Below are 22145 nucleotides of genomic sequence, written 5' to 3' on the forward strand. Positions count from 1 at the left end.
CGTCATTGTCGCAAGCCGCTCTCGCCCTGCAGCCGGTCACGGCCGGGGAACCGCTCAGCACCCGCAACTTCACGCGGTTGGCCGAGTTCATCCACGGCTATAGCGGCATCAAGATGCCGGCCAACAAGCGGACCATGCTGGAGGGCCGCCTGCGTCGCCGGATGCGGGCCAACCGCATGGACAGCGTCAACGAGTACTGCCGTTACCTGTTCGAGGAGGACGGTCTCGAGGCCGAGACGATCCACCTGATCGACGCGGTGACGACCAACAAGACCGAGTTCTTCCGCGAGCCGGTGCACTTCACCTTCATGGAAAAGACGGTGCTGCCGCACCTGGCCAAGAGCCGTCGGCACATCAATGTCTGGAGCGCGGCGGCCTCGACCGGGGCCGAGCCCTACACCCTGGCCATGGTGCTGGACGAGTTCTGCCAGGAGCGTCGCGGCCTGGACTATTCGATCCTGGGCACGGACATCTGCACAGAGGTGCTGGAGCAGGCGATCGCCGGCCGTTTCGTGGAGTCGATGATCCAGCCGGTCTCGATGCCGCGTCGCCAGCGCTACGTGATGAAGGCCAAGGATCCCTCGCGCGGCGAGGTGCGGATCGTGCCAGAACTGCGCAGCAAGGTCGCCTACGGCCGTCTCAATCTGATGGACGAGAGCTATCCCGTCGAACAACAGATGGACATCATCTTCTGCCGTAACATCCTGATCTACTTCGACAAGCCGACCCAGGCCAAGGTGCTGGAGCGCCTGTGCCGCCATCTGGCGCCCGACGGCTACCTGTTCCTGGGCCACTCGGAATCCATCGTGGGCATCGACCTGCCGCTGCGGCAGATCGCCAACACCGTCTTCCAGAAGGGCTAGTCCCCTTGCCCGGCAAGATCCGTGTCCTGATCATCGACGACTCCGCCACCGTCCGGCAGACCCTGGCGAGCATCCTGGAGTCCGATCCGCAGATCGAGGTGATCGGCGTCGCCTCCGACCCGTTCGTGGCCGCCAAGCGCATCCGCGACGAGATCCCCGACGTCATCACCCTGGACGTCGAGATGCCGCGCATGGACGGCATCACCTTCCTGCGCAAGCTGATGGCCCAGCACCCGATCCCGGTGGTGATGTGCTCGTCGTTGATCGAAGCGGGGTCCGAGACCCTGCTGCAGGCCCTGGAAGCCGGCGCGGTCGATATCGTGCTGAAGCCGAAGATCGGCGTCGCCGACGCCCTGATGGAGTCGCGCATCCGCATCTGCGACGCCGTGAAGGCCGCCGCCAGCGCACGCGTGGCCGGCGCGCGTCGCCCGCCGGTGGCCATCCAGCGTCCGATCCACGAGCCCGAGAAGAAGCTGACCGCCGACGCCATGCTGCCGCCGCCCAGCGGCAAGGCCATGGCCAAGACGACCGAAGCCATCGTCTGCATCGGCGCCTCGACGGGCGGTACGGAGGCCCTGCGCGCGGTGCTGGAAGACCTACCGCCGGACTCGCCGGGCATCGTCATCGTCCAGCACATGCCCGAGAAGTTCACCGCCTCGTTCGCCAAGCGCCTGGACAGCCTGTGCGCGGTCTCTGTCAAGGAGGCCGAGGACGGCGACACCGTGCTGCGCGGCCGGGTGCTGATCGCACCGGGCAACAAGCACACGATCCTGGAGCGCAGCGGCGCCCGCTACTACGTCTCGGTCAAGGACGGCCCGCTGGTGACGCGTCACCGGCCGTCGGTGGACGTGCTGTTCCGCTCGGCGGCCCGCTCGGCCGGCTCCAACGCGGTCGGTGTGATCATGACCGGCATGGGCGACGACGGCGCGCGCGGCATGAACGAGATGAAGCAGGCCGGCGCCTACACGATCGCCCAGGACGAGGCGACCTCGGTGGTGTTCGGCATGCCCAAAGAAGCGATCGCGCTGGGCTGCGTCGATCGGGTCGCGCCGTTGCAGGCGCTGGCCAAGGAAATCCTGAAGGCGTCGAGCCGCTAGAACAGCAGGTCGTCGTCCTCGACGGCGGCCGGCGCTTCCACTTCAACCACGGCCATGTCCAGACCCGCCGTCAGCGCGGCGTGGACTTCGCGTTCCTGGGCCATGGTGTAGCAGCGGGCCAAGTCGGTCAGCAGCGGCGACAGGGCGCTCATCACGTCATCGACGGCCACATCGCCCGACAGGCTCTCGAGCTCGGCGGCGGCCTGGTCGAGGTGGTCGCCGACCTGGCGCTGGAAGTCGAAGCGGCCGGCGGCGCGCTTGAGCATCTCGACGACGTCGGCGCCTTGGCGGGCGGCGTCCACGAGGTCGCCCTCGACGGCGTCGCCGGTCTTGCGGATGCGGCCGATGGCGTCGCGCAGGGCGTGGGCGGCGTTGGCCGAGCTGTCTTGGCCGTCGGCCTCGGGCTGGGCGTCGGCCGAGGCCGACAGAGACTGCAGCGCCGTCAGGGTGCGTGCGGCCGAGGTTTCCAGGTGACCGGCATGGGCGCGCAGCTCGACGGCGATGACGCCCAGCGGCTTGCCGGTCTCGCCGATGCGCGAGCATTTCAGCGTGGTGTTCAGCGCCATCATCTGCACGTCGGCGCGCATGTTCTGGATGGCTTCGATCTGGGCGACCAGGTCGCGGGCCGAGCTGGCGGCCGAGCGGCTGACGTCCTCGGCCTGGCGGGCGCCGGCGTCGATGTCGTCCACGAGAGCGAAGGCCTCGCCGACGCTGGTTTCGAGGCCGCGCAGGAAGCTGGCGTCCTTGTCGGACCCACCTTGTGCGTGGTCGCGCAGGCGCAGGATCTCGCTGGCGTCGCCGGCGATGGCGCCGATGCTCTGGCCGATGCGCGAGACGTCGCGGTGGAAGTCGTCGATCGTGGCGTTCAGCTGGGCGGCCAGCAGGCGGTGCACGAAGGCCTTCATCCGCTCGCGAGGTTCGGCGGGCAGGGCGCGCGCCTGGGCCGAGTCCAGCAGCGTCAGGCCGTGCTGGACGTGCTCGATGCGCTGGCGGGTGATGTCGCCGATCTGCAGAGCGGCCAGGGCCGAGCCGATCTTTTTGCGGACGTCGCGAACCAGCTCGCCGACGCGGGTGGTGATCTGGGCGATCTTGGCCTGGTGCTCGGCGATGGCGGCGGTCTGGCCGACCAGGGCGTCGGGCACGGCCGGCAGCAGGCCGTCGCAACGGCGGCGCAGCTCATCCTCGTGGTTCAGGGCCGCGCGCAGGGCGCCGTCCATGCCGGAGAGGTCGTTGCGGAAGGTGTCCAGCTGGGTGCGGCCCAGCTCGATGCAGTCGCAGATCTCCTGGGCGAAGATCGCGAACTCCGGTCCGGCGGCCAGGATGCCGCCCGAGGTGATCTTGATGTTGACGCCGAAGACCCGGAGGTAGGCCAGGTGCTGGCGCATGTCCTCGATGCAGGCGGTCAGGGCGTCGCCGGCGCGGACCAGGCCGCCGAGGCGGTCGCGGCGGTCGTGCAGGGTTCGGGGCAGTTCGCGTAGCTGGTCGGAAGCCTGGCCCAGCTGGCGGGTGGCCGCGGCGACCTCCTGGCCGTCGAGGCCTTCGCGCATGCGGTCCAGGGCGGTGATCAGGGCGTTGGCGCCGTCGACGACCTGCGAGAGGACGTTGCCGACCTCCAGGAAGCGGCCCTCGATCGCGCCACGCGCGGCTTCGAGACGCGTGTGGGCGCCGCTGTCGCCAGTCGGGGAGGTCGATAGTGCCAGAGACGAAAGGGCCATGAACTCGCCGTTCGAACAGTGACCCTGACAATCAACCACAATGTGCGAATTTGGCGTAAAGGCCCGCAAAGGTGGCGATCGGCCTTTCCCCGAAAGAAAGACGGCGGACGACCCGAAGGCCGCCCGCCGCGCAGAGGTAGGAACGGGAGTACTAAATCTAGAAGGACTTCTTGACGCCCAGCTCGAACGTGCGGCCCAGCGGGTTGCCGGTCCACGGGTCGTAGCCGAACTCTTCCTGGGCCGGCGGCGGGTCGCGGTCGAAGATGTTGGCGACCGTCGCCGTCAGGGCCATGCTGTCGCCCAGCTGCAGGCGGTAGGTGAAGTCGGTCGTCACCCACGCCTTGCCGTTCTCGCCGTACTGGACGCCGGCCCGCTCATCGACGACCGCCGAGACGTAGTTGACGCCCAGGCGGAAGTTCTGGCGACCCAGGCCATAGTTGAGGCCGAGATTGGCCCGCAGCTTGGGCGCGGCTTGGGCGAAGGTGGCGAAGTTCAGCGTGCCCAGACGGTCGTCGCCGGTCGAGATGGTCACGCCGTCCAGGGTGGTCGCGCCGGTCTTCAGTTCGGTGACGCGGGTGGCGGTGAAGCTGACGTCCAGATCACCGGGACCGACCGGCAGGCCGTAGTTGGCCTGGACGTCGAAGCCCTTGGTCGTCTGGCCGGGGCCGTTGCCGTAGCGGGTCGAGACGGCCGAGAAGGTGCCGACGCCGCTCATGCCCACCGCGCAGCCGCTGTTGAAGGTGATGCGGGCCAGCAGGGGCTGCTTGGCCACATCGCAGGTGGTGATCGTGCCGCCCGCGCCGTTGAACACCAGGCTGGCGATCTGGTTCGGGTCGGCGACCTGGCCGATCTGGTCCTTGGTGCGGATGTCGAAGTGGTCGACGATCAGGCGGAACTTGTGGTCGGCGGCCAGGCCCCGGCTCTGCCAGATGGCGCCGAGATTGGCGGTCTTGGCGGTCTCGGGCTTGAGGTTCGTATCGGTGATGAACTGCGCCGCCAGCCAGTTGCTGGCCGCCACGGTGTAGGTGCGCGCGGCCACGGTGATGGCGCCCGGCTGCACGCCCAGCGGCGGGGTCTGGTAGTTGGTGCCGTACGAGCCGCGCAGGGTCAGCGGGCCCCAGACGTTCCACTTGCCCGACACCTTGTAGACGGTGGCGCCGAGGTCGTTGGAGAACTTCTCCTTGCGGGCCGCCAGCTGGATGTCGACGGTCGAGAACAGCGGCACCTGCAGCTCGCCGAACAGCGAGTACTGGCTCTGGTCGGCCTGGACCGGGATGGTCGGGGCGAACAGCACGAACGGGCCCGGCGCGTCGGGCGTGCAGCCCCGGAAGTTCGGATCGTTGGTCGGCAGCGGATTGGCCGGCAGGTTCGGCGAGCCCGGGCCGTTGGCGCTGGTCGTGCCGGCCGGCCATTCGCACTGCACCGTGCCGTTGTTGAACGGGCTGGAGACGATCTGGCGGCTCTCGAACGAGCGATACTGCGCGCCCAGGGCCCAGCCGACTTCACCGCCCGGCAGCTTCAGGCCCGAGCGGCCGTTGAACACCAGGTCGGCCGTGAAGTTGTTGCTCTTGGTCTCGACGCCGCGCGGGTCGAACATCCAGAGGGCGAGATCCTCGGGATTTTCGTGGCCGGCGAGGTAGTTGGGGTTGGCGAGGCCTCGGACCGGCTGGCCCTTGAACGAGCTGGAGAAGGGGTTCCAGTACTGGCAGCCGTTCTTGCCGGCGGCGGCCGCGTTCTGGGTGCCGAAGCGGGTCGGGTCCAAGTCGGCGGCCTTACAGTTCGGACCGCCGAAGCCGTTGAGGGCTTCCTGCAAGCGGTAGCCGATGGTGTCGGCGTGGGTGTTGTAGTTGTAGGCGTCGTTATAGGTCAGGGCGAAGTCGTAGCCGACCGCCTTGGCGAAGGGCGCGATGTCCCCGAGGTCGCCGGTGAGCCCGGCCGAGACGCGCCAGACCTTGTTGGTGATCTTGTCGGCCACGCCGAAGCCGTCGCCGCCCGAGTAGTACGGGTTACCGCCGTGGCCGAAGAGCCGGTAGGTGATCGGCGTGAAGCCCGAGGCGCCGACGATGCCGTTCTTGGCGGCGAACTCGGCCGCGAACGGGTTGCTGATCGGCACGTAGAACTGGTTGACCGCGCCCGTCGTTAGGGCCGGACCACGCGACACCGGTTGGGCCGGCGAGCCCATCACCTGCGGCAGGTCCACCTTGCCGTACGAGGCGTCGGCGTGGAACTTCATGTTGTCGGTGATGTCGGCTTTCAGCTGGGCGTAGAGCCGATAGGTGTCCTGGTTCTCCACCAGCCGGTAGTACGGGATGTAGTTGTAGGCGCAGGTGTAGACGTTATCCATGCGGCCGCTGACGGCGGCGCAACTGGCGGCGGTGAAGTCCGAGACGATGCCGCCCAGGTTCGCGCCCCATTCGCCGGTGTCCGTGGCGGTGGGCACGGCGGGTAGGGGGCCGCGCGGCTGCCAGCCCGTCAGGTTGGTCAGGGTCGACCAGGGGGCGGGGTTGTAGCCCGCGCCCGGCGTCAGCGAGGCCTTCGTGAAGTCGCGCTCCAGGGTGTTCAGGCGCGAGCGATGCTCGTACTCGGCCGAGACCAGCAGGTTGACCCGGTCCTCGCCGATACCGCCCATGAAGCCGACCGAGTAGTCGCCCTTCGAGCCCTTGATCTGCTTGTACTGGCCTTGCGCCTCCAGCCCGACGAACTTGTCGCGGGTGATGAAGTTGACCACGCCGCCGGTGGCGTCGGCGCCGTAGATCACCGCCGCGCCGTCCTTGAGGATCTCGGTCCGCGACAGGGCGATCGAGGGCACGTTGGCGGTGTTCTGATTCATCCGCCGGCCGTTCAGCAGCACCAGCGTCTTGTCGGCTCCCAGGCCGCGCAGATTGTAGTTCACCGAGCCGACCAGGGTCGGGCCGCCGAAATAGTAGCTCTCGCCCGTGGTCGGGCCGGAGATGGTCAGGCTCTTGGCGAATTCCAGCGCCGTGGGCGAGCCCTGCTTCTCCAGGTTTTCCTGGGAATAGACCTCCACGGGGAGGGCCGCATCCAGCGCCGAGCCCCGGATGTTGGAGCCGGTGACGACGATCTCCTCGACCTGCGTCGATGATTGTTCCTGACCCCATGCCGCCGAGCCAAAGCCCGCGATCCCGATCAGCAGCGCGACGCCCGACGCGCTCGTAAGCCCAAGTCTCATGTGGCGATCCCTCCCTGTTGAATGAGTCTCTAACGCTCATTCTCACAAGAGTGAGTATTGTGGCGCCGCTCCGGCGGCGTCAATGATCATTGTTCGACGACCGCCCGGTCGGAACGATTGCCGTTATGGGAACGATTGACAGGGGCGCGCCACGCCGACTACGCGGCGAGGGGTAGGACCAGGAGGACGGTTTGGCAGGAGCCACCGCGGAGGAGGCCAAGGAGCGCCCGCGCACCAAGGCCGAGCAGCGCGCCCAGAGCCTGGAGCAGATCCTGGACGCGGCCGAGTACCTGTTCTCGCAGAACGGTCTCTATGGCGTGACCCTGCGCGACGTCGCCGTGCGCGTGGGCATCCACACCACGCTGCTGAACTACTATTTCAAGGACAAGACCAACCTGTTCGAGGCCGTGTTCGCGCGGCGAGCCGGGGTCACGTCCGGTCGGCGGATGATCGCCCTGGAACAGTACGAGCAGGCGGCCGGTGGTGCGCCCACCGTCGAGGGTGCGCTGCACGCCTTCCTCGATACCGACCTCGACCTCTATTACGAAGGCGGCGAGCATTGGATGAACTACGGGGCGTTCTGCGCCCGGGTCAGCAACACGCCCGAGGGCGCGGCGCTGATGGACGAGCACTTCGATCCGGTGGTCCTGAAGCTGGTCGGCATCCTCAAGCGCGCCCTGCCGGACTATGCCGACGAGGAGATCTTCTGGGGCTACCACTTCGTGTCGGGGGCGCTGATGAACACCCTGGCGCGGACGGGGCGGATCGACCGGCTGTCGAGCGGCCTGTGCCACTCCGACGACTTCCCGGCGATCAAGAAGCGGATTGCCCGCTTCATGGCCGCCGGGTTCATTGCCCTGAAGGAATAGGCCTCAGGCCTGCTCGGCCTTGCGGAAGATCCGGGCCAGCCACAGGAACAGGCCGATCGCGATCACGTAGAACGGCACCAGCGTATAGAGCGCCATCTGCAGCGAGTTGTGCGGATGCGTGGCTTTGAAGAAGTCGCTGGCCGCGCCGACATAGGTCGGACCAAGGCCCAGGCCGATGAAGTTCATGACCAGCAGCAGCAGGGCGCCGGACATCACCCGCTGATCGGGCCGGACCTCTTCCTGGACCAGGGCCACCGACGAGGACAGGTAGAAGTAGTTCAGCACCGTCGGGCCGGTCAGGAAGGCCAGGGCCATCGGCCAGGTCGGGGCCCAGACGAAGCCTATATAGAACGGGATCGCCAGGGTCAGGGAGATGACCGGGGCCATGGCGTAGACGACCTTGGACTTCTTGCGGAAGCGGTCGATGACGCGGCCCGAGGCGTAGATGCCGGCGCTCATGCCGATGCCGACGACCAGGGCGTACCAGACGGCGACCTCGCCCAGGGCCATGCCCTTCTCGCGCATCAGGAACAGAGTGGTGAAGTTGCCCAGGCCATAGGTGACAAACTGGGTCGCGCCGCTGCCCAGCGAGGCCAGCACCAGGGTCGGGCGCGAGAAGAACATCTTCAGCGTCGACCAGAAGCCGGCCTTCTCGACCTTGGCCTGCGTCCCGTCCAGCCCGCCGCGCGGCGGTTCCTTGACCATCAGCGGAAGGACCACGGCGGCGAACAGGCCAACGATGCCCAGGATCACGAAGGCGTAGCGCCAGTTGAACGCCGCCGCGATCGCCGCGCCAAACGCGATGCCCAGCGCCGCGCCGACCGGCGGACCCAGATTGTAGATGCCCAGCGCCGTGCCCCGACGGGCGGGCGGGAAGTAGTCGGAGATGATGGCGTAGGAGGGCGGCACGCCGCCGGCCTCGCCGAAGCCGACCGTCATCCGAGCGAAGGCGAACTCGCCATAGCCGCGCGACAGGCCGCAGGCGACGGTCGCCGCGCTCCAGATACCGCAGGCGAGGGACAGCACCGCCACGCGGTTGGTGCGGTCGGCCAGCCAGCCGACCGGAATGGCGATGAAGCAGTAGAACATCGCGAAATAGAGGCCGCCGATCAAACCGAGCTGGCTGTCGCTGACGTGCAGCGCGTCCTGGATCGGCTTGGCCAGGATCGACATCAGCTGCCGGTCCAGGAAGTTCAGCACATAGACGAACCACAGCATGCCCAGCACCAGCCAAGCGCGGCCGCCGACCGGGGCGTGAGTCTCTGTTTCGGAAAGGGAGGGGGCGTTCATCGAGCGAGCGTCCAGGCAAGCGGACGGAGTCGCGGCGTCATCGCGCACTGGGTGTTCAAGGCTTCCTCCCGATGGCCGTTCTTTTTGAACTTGGCCTGTTTGGAGGATGACCCCAATTCCGATCGCTCGTCAATGTTCACACGCAAGTGAGTGAGTATTGACACGGGCCGGGATCGCCGCCACCGTCAGCGCACAAACGTCGACGTCCAACGATCGACACGCGTTCGGGGAGGAACGTCATGAAGGCTGGTCTGCTGGCGTCGGCTTGCGCCGTCGCGCTCGTATCATTCGCCACACAGGTCGCGGCCCAGGCGGCCGCCGAGGATCAAGGGAGGGGCGACGCCGCATTGGTCGGAGAAGTCATCGTCACCTCGACCCGTCGCCCGGAAAAGGTCCAGGACGTGCCGCTCAGCGTCACCGCCTTCGACCAGAAGGAGCTGACCGCCAAGGGCATCGTCGGCTTCGAAGGACTGGCGCGCCAGACGCCGGGCGTGGTGCTGAACCGCGCCACCGCCAACTTCAACAACTTCACCGCCCGGGGCATCGCCACCAACGGCTATGGCGCCAACCTGCAGAGCACGGTGGCGGTCTATGTCGACGAGCTGCCAATCTCGACCATCGGCAACACCACGGTGCTGGACCCCAACCTGTTCGACGTCGAGCGGGTGGAGTTCCTGCGTGGTCCGCAGGGCACGCTGTTCGGCTCGGGCTCGCTGTCGGGCGCGCTGCGCATCCTGACCAAGGCCCCGAACCTGTCGAGCCGCGAGGGCGCGGCCCTGGTCGACTTCGGCCTGACGGGCTCGGACTCGCTGCGCCAGCGCTACAACGGCATGCTCAACATGCCGATCATCCAGGACAAGCTGGCCCTGCGCGTGGTCGGCTTCTACCGGCACGAGGAAGGCTATCTCGATAACCTCGGCACCAAGGTCCACAACTCCAACACCCTGGTCGACTGGGGCGGCCGCGCGACGCTGCTGTGGAAGCCTAATGACCGCCTGTCGGTGAAGGCGCTGTTCTCCTACGAGGACAGCAACCCCAAGGACTCGTCGATGGTCGATCCGTCCCTGGGACGGAACAAGCGGATCTCGGATCGGCCGGACCAGTTCGTCGGCGAAATGCGCAGCCACAACGTCACGGTCGACTACCAGTTCGATGGCGCGCGCTTCACCAGCTCGTCGACCTATTCGAAGTTCGACCAGAAGTTCTATGTCGACCTGGCCGGCACCTTCAATCAGGCCATCGCCTTCGCGCTGGACGCCGGCGGCTTCCAGAAGACCTTCGTCGAGGAAGCGCGCCTGGCGTCCGATCCGGGCGGAAAGCTCGACTGGGTGGTCGGCGGCTTCTATCTCGATCGCCGCCTGGACGTGGACTACTTCTACCGCTCCAACCCGGCCTTCCTGACCTCGCATGGCATCACCGGCCTGCCGGACGAGTACTACCAGCGCCAGTACACGCACATAAACTCGTCCGAGAAGGCCGCCTTCGGCCAGCTGACCTACCACTTCAGCGACAAGGTCTGGGCCACCGGCGGCATGCGCTACGGCCGGGTCGAGGCCCAGGGCTTCACCGAGGCCGGGGGCTACAGCAGCGCCTATCTGACCAACGCCCTGTTCGGCATCCGCGGCCCGCTGGTCCTGACGCCGTTCGCGGCCGCTTCGGGTGTCAAGGCGACCGGCAGCAAGCCGTCGTTCAAGGTCAGCCTGTCGTACAAGCCGTCGCCGACGCTGACGACCTACGCCACGGTCTCGACCGGCTTCCGCACGCCGGTGGTCAACGCCTTCGCCGGGCGGCCCAGTCTGGTCAATTCCAACGACCTGATCATCCCGAACGGCGCGACCTCGGACGACCTGACCAACTACGAGGTCGGAGCCAAGGGCCGGTTCCTGAACGGCCTGGTCTCGGCCAATGTCGCCGTCTACCTGATCGACTGGAGCAACATCCAGGTCCAGGCCAACCGCGTCTCCGACAGCGTCCAGTTCGCCACCAATATCGGCGCGGCGCGCAGCAAGGGCATCGAGCTTGAGCTGCTGGCCTTCCCCGCCAAGGGCCTGACCATCGGCCTGAACGGCTCGCTGAACGACGCCAAGGTCACCGAGCTGACCCCGGCCGAGGCGGCGATCTCGGGCGCGGTGGTCGGCGCGCGCCTGGCCTCGCCCAAGGTGCAGGGCTCGCTGTTCGTCAACTACGGCTGGGACCTGACGCCGAAGGCCAAGGCCAACCTGTCGGTCGTGCTGCAGCACGTCGGCTCGTATCCGGGCTCGTTCCAGCATGTGCCGGGCCAGCCGACCGTGACCAGCGCCACCTACGGCTTCACGGACTCGTACCAGAACGTCAACGCCACCTTCGCCGTGGCCATGGGCGACACCACGATCGGGGCTTATGTCGAGAACCTGTTCGACGACCACTCGATCACCTACGTCCACCCCGAAGCGTTCATCGCTAGCCGGTTCGCGACCATGCGGCCGCGCACGGCCGGCGTGCGCCTTGGCTATGCGTTCTAGGGGGGCGGGGATGAGCAAGCGTCTCCTCGTCTCGGCCCTGGCGCTCCTGGCGATGGCTCCGGCCGTCGCCAACGCCGAGGCCCCTGTCGTCAAGGCTCCGGCCGGCGCTGTTCGCGGCGTCGCCCAGGATGGCCTCGATGTCTTCAAGGGCATTCCATATGCGGCCCCGCCGGTCGGCGCTCTGCGCTGGAAGCCGCCTGTCGCGCCGGCGACCTGGAGCGGCGTTCGTGACGCCCTCGACTTCGGCGCCTCGTGCCTGCAGCCCAAGCCGCGTCCGGGCAGCATCTATGCTTCGCCGCTGAAGGCCTTCAGCGAGGACTGCCTGTCGCTGAACGTCTGGACGCCGGCGAAAGCCAAGAAGGCCCCCGTCCTTGTCTGGATTCACGGCGGCTCGCTGACCGGCGGCTCCAGCGCCGAGGGCATGTACGACGGCGCGGCCCTGGCCAAGCGGGGCATCGTCGTGGTGTCGATCAACTACCGCCTCGGCGTTCTGGGCTACATGGCCCACCCCGAGCTCAGCGCGGAGTCGCCCGACCACGTCTCGGGCAATTACGGCCTGCTGGATCAGATCGCCGCCCTGAAGTGGGTGCAGAAGAACATCGCCGCCTTCGGGGGCGATCCGGCCAAGGTCACCATCGCCGGCGAGTCCGCGGGCGGTCTCAGCGTCATGTACCTGATGGCCTCGCCGCCGGCCCGGGGGCTGTTCAGCAAGGCCATCGCCCAGAGCGCCTACATGGTCTCGACGCCCGACCTGCGCGACGGCAAGTACGGCCACATCCCGGCCGAGACCATGGGTGCGATGACCGCCGAGAAGCTCGGCGCCAAGTCGCTGGCCGACCTGCGGGCCATGGACGCCGAAAAGCTGACGACCGCCGCCCTGATGGCCGGCTTCCAGACCTTCGGCGCGGTCGACGGCAAGGTGCTGCCCAAGCAGTTGGTCGACACGTTCGACGCCGGCGAGCAGGCCCACGTGCCGATCCTGGCCGGCTTCAACAGCGGCGAGATCCGTTCGCTGCGCATCCTAGCCCCGCCGCCGCCCGCCGACGCGGCGACCTATGAGAAGGAAATCCGGGCGCGCTACGGCGATCTCGCGGACGACTTCCTCAAGCTCTATCCGTCCAGCGACGTGCCCGAGAGCGTGCTGCTGACCACCCGCGACGCTCTCTATGGCTGGACCGCCGAGCGCCTCGTGGCCAAGCAGACCGCCGCCGGCCAAGCGGGCTATTTTTACCTGTGGGACCACGGCTATCCGACCGCCGAGGCCGCGAACCTGCACGGCTTCCACGCCAGCGAGCTGCCTTACGTCTTCGACTCCGCCAAGGGCACGCCCCCGGCCTGGCCGAAGAACCCGGACACGCCGGAAGAGGCCAAGCTGACCAAAGCGATGGGCGATTACTGGACCTCATTCGCCAAGGACGGCGCGCCCAAGGCTGCTGGCCAGCCGAGCTGGAAACCCTACGGCGCCGCGCGCGCCTACATGGCCTTCGCCGCCGCGCCCCAGCCGGGCGTCCACCTGCGTCCGGGCATGTACGAACTGAACGAGGCGGTGATGTGCCGCCGACGCGCCCAGGGCGACACGTCCTGGAACTGGAACGTCGGTGTGGTCGCGCCGCCGATCCCCCCTGGAGTTGCTAAGTGCCAGTAAGTGTTGGGCCGATCGTTGATGGCGAGATGCAGGCGTTCGCCCTGACGCTCGACAAGTTCCTGGACCACGCCGCCAAGTGGCGTCCCGATGGTCAGGTGGTGACCGCGCGTGAGGGCGGACGGATCGACCGGGTCGGCTATGCGGACCTCCGCGACCGAGCCTTGAGAGTATCGTCGGTGCTGGCGGGGCTGGGCGTGCGCAAGGGCGACCGCGTCGCCACCCTGGCCTGGAACACCCAGGACCATGTCGAGGTCTGGTTCGCGATCATGGGCATGGGCGCGGTGTGCCACACCCTGAACCCGCGCCTGACCGCCGAGCAACTGGCGGCGATGATCGTCCAGTCCGAGGCCCGCGTGCTGATCGCTTCTGCCGACCTTGCGCCGGCGGCCCGCAAGATCATGGACGCCGCGCCGGGTGTCGAACGCCTGCTGGTCATCGACGGTGAGGCGGCCGAAGGCGAGATGCTGGAACCACTGATCGCCGCCGCCAAGCCGGACTACGTCTGGGGCCAGTTCGAGGAAACCGCGCCCAGCGGCCTGTGTTTCACCTCCGGCACCACGGGCGCGCCGAAGGGCGTGACCTACACCCACCGTTCCAGCTACCTGCACACCCTGCGGGCGCTGCAGGTGGACGTCATGGCGATCTCGGGCGGCGACGCCGTGTTGGCGGTGGTGCCGATGTTCCATGCCAACGCCTGGGGCTTGCCGTTCGCGGCCCCGGCGGTCGGCGCCAAGCTGGTCCTGCCCGGCCGCAACGCCGATGGCGCCAGTCTCGCCCGCCTGATCGCCGCCGAGGGCGTCACGATCGGCGTCGGCGTGCCGACCGTCTGGCTGGGCCTGGTCGAGCATCTGGAAGCCACCGGCGAGCGCCTGCCATCGCTGAAGCGCATCATGGTCGGCGGCGCGCCGATGCCGCCGGCGCTGATGGAGCGGATCGAGCAGGGCCTGGGCGTCATCGTCCAGACCAGCTGGGGCATGACCGAGCTGTCACCCTCCGGCACCGTGGCTCCGCTCAGCGCCCCGTCGCAGGCGGCGCTGTCGGGCCGTCCAGCCGTGGGCGTGGACCTGCTGCTGACCGACGCCGACGGCGTGGCCTTGCCGCAGCAGCGCGACGCCGAGGGCCATTTGCGCGTGCGCGGCGCGGCGGTGGTCGAGCGCTATTTCGGCCACGAGACCTCGGCCACCGACGCCGACGGCTGGTTCCCGACCGGCGACCTGGCGCGCATCGACGCCTTGGGCAACCTGATCATCACCGGCCGCGCCAAGGACCTGATCAAGTCCGGCGGCGAGTGGATCAATCCCGCAGAGATCGAGGCGGTGGTCGCCTCCTTGCCCGAGGTGTCGCTGGCCGCCGTCATCGGCCGGTCCGACCCCAAGTGGGGCGAGCGCCCGATCCTGCTGGTCGAGACGCAGGGCGAGGTCACCGACGAGGCGCTGCTGGGCTCGCTGAAGGGCCGCGTGGCCAGCTGGTGGATCCCCGATGCGGTGTACCGCCTGCCGCGCATGCCTCTGGCGTCCACCGGCAAGATCGACAAGATAAGGCTGAGAACGGAGTACGGCGGCGGCTGATAGTTCGTCCGTCCACCGCTCTCGTCTCAACGCCAGGAAGTCCCGCTCAGTGTCCGAAGCCGCTACGCCCCGTCGACGCACCACCAAGGCCGAACAGCGCGCCGAGAAGATGGAGCAGATCCTCGACGCGGCCGAGGAGCTGTTCTCCAAGCACGGGCTCTATGGCGTCACGCTCAAGGACGTGGCCAAGCAGGTCGGCGTACACCACACGCTGATGAACTACTATTTCGACGACAAGAAGACCTTGTTCGACGCGGTCTTCGCGCGCCGGGCGAACGTGACCATCGAGCGGCGGATGACGGCCATGGACGCCTATGAGGCGTCCGCTGGCGGCAAACCGACGGTGGAGGGCGCCCTTCGCGCCTTCCTCGACACCGACCTCGATCTCTACATGGAGGGCGGGGAGGGCTGGAAGAACTACGCCGCCCTTGGCGCCCAGGTCGCCAACACGCCGGAGTGGGGCGCGTCGCTGATGGACGCGCATTTCGATCCCGTCGTGCTGCGGCTGATCGACCTCCTTAAGAAGGCCCTGCCGGACTGTCCGGAGGCCGACATCTTCTGGGGCTACCACTTCGTCACCGGGGCGCTGATGCTGACCCTGGCCCGCACGGGCCGGATCGACAAGCTGTCGGGCGGGGTCTGCAAGTCCGACGACTTCCACGCCGTGAAGGAGCGGATGGCCGCGTTCATGGCCGCCGGCTTCATCGCGGCCTGCGAGCGGCGCAAGGCGCAGACTTAAGGGATCGCCTTCGTCCGGGATCAATCCGTCAAAGACATTCACTAACAGTCTAGTGAGCAAGGGGAGTTTTTCATGATGCTGCAAGGACGCGTCGCGATCGTCACGGGCGCCGGCGGGGGCCTCGGCCGCGCCCACGCGCTGTACCTGGCCGGGCAGGGCGCCAAGGTGGTCGTCAACGACCTGGGCCAAGAGGCCGCCGACCGCGTGGCCGCCGAGATCGTCGCCCAGGGCGGCGAGGCGTTCGGCGTAGCGGCTTCGGTCACCGATGAGGCGGCCGTCAACGCCATGGTCGAACAGGTCGTGGCCCGCTGGGGTCGGGTCGACATCCTGATCAGCAACGCCGGCATCCTGCGCGACAAGACCTTCGCCAAGATGAGCCTCGACGACTTCCGCCTGGTGGTCGACGTCCACCTGATGGGCGCGGCGGTCTGCGCCAAGGCCGTGTGGGCGCTGATGCGCGAGCAGGGCTATGGCCGCATCGTCATGACCACCTCGTCCTCGGGCCTCTATGGCAACTTCGGCCAGGCCAACTACGGCGCGGCCAAGATGGCGCTGGTCGGGCTGATGCAGACCCTGGCCATCGAGGGCGAGAAGTACAATGTTCGGGTCAACTGCCTGGCCCCGACGGCGGCCACGGGCATGACCGAGGGCGTGTTGTCGGCCGAGAGCCTGGCGCTGCTGAACCCCGCCTTCGTCAGCCCGGGTCTGCTGGCCCTGGTCCAGGACGAGGCTCCGACCCGCACCATCCTCTGCGCCGGCGCGGGCCACTTCGCCACCGCCAACGTCACCCTGACCGACGGCCGCTACATCGGCGGTGGCTCGGACGCGGGCGAGCAGCTGATCCGCCAGTGGGACGGCGTCAGCGACCGGGCGGGCGAGATCGTCCCGGCCTACGGCTTCACCCAGGCCGAACGCGAGACGGCCAGCGCGGGCCTGATGGCCAAGACCGTGGGAGGGCGCGCGTGATGCGTCAGGCTGTCATCGTCTCCACGGCGCGCACGCCGATCGGCCGCGCCTATCGCGGGGCCTTCAACGACACCCCGTCGCCGACCCTGGCCGCCCACGCCCTGACCCACGCGGTCCAGCGCGCGGGCGTCGATCCGGGCGAGATCGAGGACTGCATCCTCGGCTGCTCGCTGCCGCAGGGCTCTCAGGCCACGATCGGTCGGATGGCGGCTCTGCGGGCCGGCTTCCCCGTCGAGGTCCCGGGCATGACCATGGACCGTCAGTGCTCGTCGGGCCTGATGACCATCGCCACGGCCGCCAAGCAGGTCATCGTCGACCGCATGGACGTCATCGTCACCGGCGGCGTCGAGTCGATCTCGCTGGTCCAGACGCCGCAGATGCGGGTCGACCAGGACCCCGAGCTCCTGGCCATGCACCCCGACGCCTACATGCCGATGCTGGACACCGCCGAGACGGTCGCGGCGCGCTACGGGATCACGCGCGAGGTCTGCGACCTCTATGCCCTGTCGTCGCAGCAGCGCGCGGCGGCGGCTCAGGAAGCCGGCCGGTTCAATGCCGAACTTGTGCCGATGACCGCGAACATGAAGGTCACCGACAAGGAGACCGGCGCGGTCTCGCACCGCGAGATCACCCTGGGCCACGACGAGGGCGTGCGTCCGGACACCACGCTCGAAGGCCTTGCGGGCCTGAAGGTCGTGCGCCCCGGCGGCACGGTCACGGCCGGCAACGCCAGCCAGTTGTCGGACGGCGCCTCGGCCTGCGTGGTCATGGAAGCCGGCCTGGCCGAGAAGCGCGGCCTGCAGCCGCTGGGCCGCTATGTCGGCATGGCCGTGGCAGGCACCAAGCCGGACGAGATGGGCATCGGCCCAGTCTTCGCCATCCCGCGCTTGCTTGAGCGCTTCGACCTCAAGATCGACGACATCGGCCTGTGGGAGCTGAACGAGGCCTTCGCCTGCCAGGTCGTCTATTGCCGCGACCGCCTGGGGATTCCGGACGAGCTCCTGAACGTCAACGGCGGCGCCATCGCCATGGGTCACCCCTACGGCATGTCGGGCGCACGCCTGACCGGCCACGCCCTGATCGAGGGCAAGCGCCGCGGCGCCAAGCACGTCGTCGTCACCATGTGCGTCGGCGGCGGCATGGGCGCGGCCGGCCTTTTCGAGGTGCTGTGATGCGGTGGGCGCTTGGGTTGGCGGCCCTGCTGTTCGCGCACGGACCCGCTATGGCCCAGGCGCCCGATCCGACCGTTCCGCATGCCGACTACGCCGACCCGGCATTGTGGCTGTGCCGGCCGGATCTGAAGGACGACCGCTGCAAGGTCGATCTCGACGCCACCGTGATCGCGCCCTCGGGCCGGATGACGCGGGAGCGCTACGTCCCGGCCAAGGACCCGAAGATCGACTGCTTCTTCGTCTATCCGACCGTCTCGAACGATCCGGGCTGGATCTCGGACTTCTCGCCCAACGCCGACGAGTGGGACGACATCAAGCTCCAGTTCGCGCGCTTCGGCTCGGTCTGCCGGCAGTTCGCGCCGCTGTATCGGCAAGGGACGCTGCGCCGCCTGCGCTATCCCGCCGGCGGACCTCGGCCCGAGGGTGATCAACCGCCGCCCGGCTTCGGCGGCTATTCGGACGTGCTCGACGCCTGGACCTGGTATCTCGCGCACGAGAACCACGGGCGCGGCGTTGTCCTGATCGGCCACAGCCAGGGGACGGGCATGCTGACCAGGCTGCTCGCCGAAGAGATCGAGGGTCATGAGGTCCACAAGCAGCTGGTCTCGGCCGTGCTGCTGGGCGGCCTGATCATGGTCCCGCCGGACAAGGACGTCGGTGGCACGTTCAAGTCGACGCCGCTGTGCCACGACGACAAGCGGCCGGGCTGCGTGATCGCCTACGCCACCTTCCGCGACCGCCTGCCGCCGCCGGCCAGCTCGCGGTTCGGCAAGGCTCGCGACGGCCTGCGGGCCGCCTGCGTCAATCCGGCCAACCTCTCCGGCGGCAAGGGCCAGCCGGAGTCGTACTTCGTGACCAAGGGCTTCCTGAACGGCTCCGGCGGCGACATCCCGCCCGAGTGGGTGCGGCCCATGCGGCCGATCCCGACCTTCTTCGTGAAGACGCCGGGCCTGGTGACGACCGAGTGCGTCCGGAGCGGCGACTACGACTACCTGGCCCTACACGTGAACGCCGTGCCGTCCGACCCGCGCACCGACGAGCTGGGCGGCCAGATCATCCGGCATACCGGCGTCGACCTGTCGTGGGGCCTGCACCTGATGGATGTCGACCACTCGATCGGCACGCTGACGCGCATCGTCAGTCGCCAGGGTCAGGCCTATCTGGCCCGCAAGCCCTAGGCGGTCTTGGTCCCGAAGGCGGCCAGGAAGGTGGCGACCGCGGCTTGGACCTCGGCGTCCACCTCGGCGGCCGAGGGCTCGCCGACATAGTTGACCAGGCGGGCCTTCAGCAGGCGGTTCTGGCAGAGGCCGATGAACTGGTGCGCGGCGGCCAGCGGGTCCTGAGCAATGATCCTGCCGTCGGCCTTGGCGCGCGCCAGGTAGTCGCCGAGGATCTGCGCGCCGCGCATCGGACCGGCCTCGTAGAAGGCGCGGCCCAGGTCCGGCGTGCGCTCGGCCGCGGCCGTGATCAGCCGGAAGTGGCGCATGTTGCGGTCCGACAGCACGTTGGTCAGGTAGCGGCGGCCGACGTGGGTGAGGGCGGTCTTCAGGTCGCCGCCGTCGTCCAGCAGGCTGAACATCGCCTCGCGCTGCCAGCCGCAATAGCGCTCGATATGCGCCTGGAAGATCTCTTCCTTGCTCTTGAAGTAGTTGTAGAGCGTGCTCTTGGAGCCGCCGACCTTGGCCGCGATGGTGGACATGGAGGCGGCGTCGTAGCCCTCCGCCAGGAACACCTCGGCGGCGATGTCGAGGATCGCTTCGCGGCGGGCGTCACGGTCCAGGCGGGGTTTGATCTCGGGCAGCATGAACTTTTTCCGACCGTACCGTACGGTCGCCTTGACTATGGCGCAAGTGGAGCCTACTTGCACCCCAGCATATGACTATACCGTACGGTCACATCAAGGCGCCTGTCCATGACGACCCTCTCTCTCCGCCGTAACGCTCCTTTCTTCGCCGCCGCTAGCGCCCTGGTGCTGGCTGCCTGTGCGAGCCTGCCGCCGGCGCAGCCCGCCCGGGTCGCCAAGGCCCCGCAGGCCTACGAAACCACTCAGACCCTGGCCGCCGCCCCGACCGCCGAATGGCCGGCTGACGCCTGGTGGACCGCCTACGGCGACACCCAGCTGAACGCCCTGGAAGACGAGGCCCTGAAGGGTTCGCCGACCCTGGCCGCCGCCGAGGCCCGCCTGCGCCGCGCCCAGTCGCTGGTCAGCCAGGCCAAGGCCGCTGATCTGCCCCGCGTCGGCCTCGGCGCCGACATCGGCGAGAGCAAGCAGAGCTACAACGCCGGCATCCCGCCCGCCTTCGTGCCGCACGGCTATAACGACGTCGGCCGCCTGGCCCTCGACTTCAGCTGGGAGCTGGACTTCTGGGGCAGGAACCGCGCGGCCGTCGCCGCCGCGACCTCGGAAGCCAAGGCCGCGCAAGCCGACGCCGCCCAGGCCCGCCTGACCCTCTCCACCGCGATCGCCTCGACCTATGCCGAGCTGTCGCGCCTCTACGCCCAGCGCGATGTCGCCGCTCAAGCCGTGCGCCTGCGGGAAGAGACCAGCAACCTCGTCGCCAAGCGCGTCGCCAACGGTCTCGACACCAAGGCCGAGAGCGAGCAGGCGGCGGCCGGTCCCCCGGCCTCGAAGGCTGAGCTGTCGGCCATCGACGAGCAGATCGCCCTGACCCGCAACGCTCTCGCAGCCCTGGTCGGCGCCGGTCCCGATCGCGGCCTGGCCATCGCCCGTCCGGCCAATGTGTCGATCAAGCCGTTCGGCCTGCCCGAGAACCTGCCGGCCAACCTGATCGGCCGCCGCCCCGACGTGGTCGCCGCCAAGTGGCGGGCCGAGGCCGCGACCTCGCGGACCAAGCAGGCCAAGGCGATGTTCTATCCGGACGTCAACCTGACCGGCTTCGTCGGCGTCCAATCGCTGTATCTGGACAAGCTGTTCTCCAGCGGTTCGGACATCGGCCAGATCGGTCCGGCCCTGCGCCTGCCGATCTTCGAGGGCGGCCGCCTGCGCGCCGGCCTGCGCGGCGCCGAGGCCGACCGCGATGCGGCCGTGGCCAGCTATGACGGCGCCTTGACGCAGGCCCTGCGCGAGGTGGCCGACGTCACCGCCAGCGAGAAGGCCCTGATCAGCCGCCTGGCCGATGCTCGCCAGGCCCTGACCGCCAACGAGAACGCCTACCGCATCGCCCGCCTGCGCTACGAGGGCCAGCTGTCGACCTACCAGTCGGTGCTGCTGTCCGAGCAGTCGGTGCTGACGCAGCGCCGGGTCGTCGCCGATCTGGAAAGCCGCGCCTTCGCCCTCGACATCGCCCTGATCCGCGCCCTCGGCGGCGGCTTCACCGGCGCCTGAACCTTCACGACATCCGCACTCTAGGACTTGCACCTATGTCCGATCCCGCCCAACCCGCTCCCGCCACCCAAGTCGCCGCCAACAACAAGCGCCGTCGCCAACTGACCCTGCTTGGCGGCGTCGTCGCCGTCGGCCTCGTGGGCTATGGCGCGTACTGGCTGGCCTTCGACAGCCACTATGTCGAGACCGACGACGCCTATGTCGGGGCCGAGACCGCCCAGGTCACCGCCCTGTCGCCCGGCCCTGTCGCCAAGATCTTCGTGGTCGAGACCCAGGCCGTGAAGGCCGGCGACCCGCTGGTGATCATCGACGACGCAGACGCCCGCATCGCCGTGGCCCAGGCCGAAGCCGCCCTCGGTCAGGCCGAGCGCAAGGTGAAGGGCTACTTCGCCAGCGACACCGCCCTGGCCGGCCAGTTCGAGGCTCGCCAAGCCGACGTCGCCCGCGCCGACGCCCAGATCCTGGCCGCCAAATCCGACGTCGAGCGCGCCCGCGTCGACCTCTCGCGTCGCCAGGCGCTGGTGGGCGAGGGCGCCGTGTCGGGCGACGAACTGACCACCGCCCAGAACCGCCTGAGCAACGCCCAGGCCGGGCTGACCGCCGCCCAGGCCGTCCGCGCCCAGGCCCTGGCCAGCCGCGACGCCGCCATCGGCACGCGCGAAGTCAACACCGTGCTGATCTCCGGCGTCTCGGTCACCGAGAACCCGGAAGTGAAGGCCGCCCAGGCCAAGCTCGACTCCGCCCGCCTGGCCCTGGCCCGCACCGTGGTCCGCGCCCCGACCGACGGCGTCGTCGCCCGTAAATCGGTGCAGGTCGGCCAGCAGGTCGCCATCGGCTCGCCGATGATGGCCGTGGTCCCGACCGCCCAGGCCTATGTCGACGCCAACTTCAAGGAAGTGCAGCTGGACAAGGTGGTCCCCGGCCAGCCTGTCGTGCTGGTCTCCGACCTCTACGGCGGCCACGTGAAGTTCCACGGCAAGGTCCGCGGCCTGGCTGGCGGCACCGGTTCGGCCTTCTCGCTGATCCCGGCCCAGAACGCCTCGGGAAACTGGATCAAGGTGGTCCAGCGCGTGCCGGTCCGCATCACCCTGGACCCGGCCGAACTGGCCAAGCACCCGCTGCGCGTGGGGCTGTCCATGAAGGCCAAGATCGACGTCGCCAAGTAGTCGTTTTCCGTAAGGAGC

Annotated in this window: 16 protein-coding genes; 12 read left to right on the forward strand and 4 right to left on the reverse strand. The window is 68.5% G+C overall.

Translation table 11 applies throughout. The features are described from left to right. Positions 1 to 5: 5 nt before the first annotated feature. Positions 6 to 863 (forward strand): CheR family methyltransferase, encoded by an 858-nt coding sequence (locus AC07NI_RS00795; RefSeq protein WP_494614901.1) that lies wholly within the window; start codon positions 6 to 8, stop codon positions 861 to 863. Between the two features lie 5 nt (positions 864 to 868). After that, positions 869 to 1960 carry a protein-glutamate methylesterase/protein-glutamine glutaminase gene (locus AC07NI_RS00800; protein ID WP_494614902.1) on the forward strand — a complete coding sequence of 364 codons (1092 nt, stop codon included), beginning with the start codon at positions 869 to 871 and terminating at the stop codon, positions 1958 to 1960. Here AC07NI_RS00800 and AC07NI_RS00805 read toward each other — a convergent pair. Further along, entirely contained in the window at positions 1957 to 3675 is a 1719-nt protein-coding gene (locus AC07NI_RS00805; protein ID WP_494614903.1) for a methyl-accepting chemotaxis protein, read from the reverse strand. The genes AC07NI_RS00800 and AC07NI_RS00805 overlap by 4 nt on opposite strands. 157 nt (positions 3676 to 3832) lie before the next feature. Beyond that, positions 3833 to 6865, reverse strand: coding sequence for a TonB-dependent receptor domain-containing protein (locus AC07NI_RS00810; protein WP_494614904.1), 3033 nt, complete (start codon positions 6863 to 6865; stop codon positions 3833 to 3835). Positions 6866 to 7056: 191 nt separating this feature from the next. Here AC07NI_RS00810 and AC07NI_RS00815 point away from each other — a divergent pair, with 191 nt between their 5' ends. After that, a complete protein-coding gene (locus tag AC07NI_RS00815) occupies positions 7057 to 7734 on the forward strand; it encodes a TetR/AcrR family transcriptional regulator (protein ID WP_494614905.1) in 678 nt (225 codons plus the stop codon). A 3-nt stretch (positions 7735 to 7737) separates the two neighbouring features. Here AC07NI_RS00815 and AC07NI_RS00820 read toward each other — a convergent pair whose 3' ends face one another. Continuing rightward, the gene (locus AC07NI_RS00820) at positions 7738 to 9024 is read right to left on the reverse strand and encodes a spinster family MFS transporter (protein WP_494614906.1); all 1287 of its coding nucleotides are present in this window, start codon (positions 9022 to 9024) and stop codon (positions 7738 to 7740) included. Positions 9025 to 9263: 239 nt separating this feature from the next. Between AC07NI_RS00820 and AC07NI_RS00825 the strand changes: the two genes are divergently transcribed. The 7 genes from AC07NI_RS00825 to AC07NI_RS00855 all read left to right on the forward strand — a co-directional run bounded on the left by AC07NI_RS00825 (position 9264) and on the right by AC07NI_RS00855 (position 18793). Then, the gene (locus AC07NI_RS00825; RefSeq protein WP_494614907.1) at positions 9264 to 11525 is read left to right on the forward strand and encodes a TonB-dependent receptor; all 2262 of its coding nucleotides are present in this window, start codon (positions 9264 to 9266) and stop codon (positions 11523 to 11525) included. A gap of 10 nt (positions 11526 to 11535) precedes the next feature. Further along, the gene (locus AC07NI_RS00830; RefSeq protein ID WP_494614908.1) at positions 11536 to 13170 is read left to right on the forward strand and encodes a carboxylesterase/lipase family protein; all 1635 of its coding nucleotides are present in this window, start codon (positions 11536 to 11538) and stop codon (positions 13168 to 13170) included. Between the two features lie 26 nt (positions 13171 to 13196). Continuing rightward, on the forward strand, positions 13197 to 14738 hold the full coding sequence (locus AC07NI_RS00835) for an AMP-binding protein (protein WP_494618197.1): 1542 nt from the start codon (positions 13197 to 13199) through the stop codon (positions 14736 to 14738). 109 nt (positions 14739 to 14847) lie between these two features. Beyond that, positions 14848 to 15477: a TetR/AcrR family transcriptional regulator gene (locus AC07NI_RS00840; RefSeq protein ID WP_494618199.1), complete on the forward strand. Its 630-nt coding sequence runs from the start codon at positions 14848 to 14850 to the stop codon at positions 15475 to 15477. Positions 15478 to 15549: 72 nt separating this feature from the next. Next, a complete protein-coding gene (locus AC07NI_RS00845) occupies positions 15550 to 16443 on the forward strand; it encodes an SDR family NAD(P)-dependent oxidoreductase (RefSeq protein ID WP_494614909.1) in 894 nt (297 codons plus the stop codon). Beyond that, positions 16443 to 17615 carry an acetyl-CoA C-acyltransferase gene (locus AC07NI_RS00850; protein WP_494614910.1) on the forward strand — a complete coding sequence of 391 codons (1173 nt, stop codon included), beginning with the start codon at positions 16443 to 16445 and terminating at the stop codon, positions 17613 to 17615. The genes AC07NI_RS00845 and AC07NI_RS00850 overlap by 1 nt, the downstream gene beginning before the upstream one ends. Further along, the gene (locus AC07NI_RS00855) at positions 17615 to 18793 is read left to right on the forward strand and encodes a DUF3089 domain-containing protein (protein WP_494614911.1); all 1179 of its coding nucleotides are present in this window, start codon (positions 17615 to 17617) and stop codon (positions 18791 to 18793) included. Before AC07NI_RS00850 ends, AC07NI_RS00855 begins: the two co-directional genes overlap by 1 nt. Here AC07NI_RS00855 and AC07NI_RS00860 read toward each other — a convergent pair. Continuing rightward, positions 18790 to 19419, reverse strand: coding sequence for a TetR/AcrR family transcriptional regulator (locus tag AC07NI_RS00860; RefSeq protein ID WP_494614912.1), 630 nt, complete (start codon positions 19417 to 19419; stop codon positions 18790 to 18792). The genes AC07NI_RS00855 and AC07NI_RS00860 overlap by 4 nt on opposite strands. Positions 19420 to 19527: 108 nt before the next feature. Between AC07NI_RS00860 and AC07NI_RS00865 the strand changes: the two genes are divergently transcribed. Together AC07NI_RS00865 and AC07NI_RS00870 are read left to right on the forward strand one after the other, a co-directional pair. Beyond that, positions 19528 to 20961 (forward strand): efflux transporter outer membrane subunit, encoded by a 1434-nt coding sequence (locus tag AC07NI_RS00865; RefSeq protein ID WP_494614913.1) that lies wholly within the window; start codon positions 19528 to 19530, stop codon positions 20959 to 20961. Between the two features lie 35 nt (positions 20962 to 20996). Further along, complete coding sequence (locus AC07NI_RS00870; RefSeq protein WP_494614914.1) at positions 20997 to 22127, forward strand: HlyD family secretion protein; 1131 nt, start codon at positions 20997 to 20999, stop codon at positions 22125 to 22127. Positions 22128 to 22145: the final 18 nt, after the last annotated feature.

The sequence above is a fragment of the Caulobacter sp. GW821-FHT10E02 genome (genome assembly GCF_059415225.1).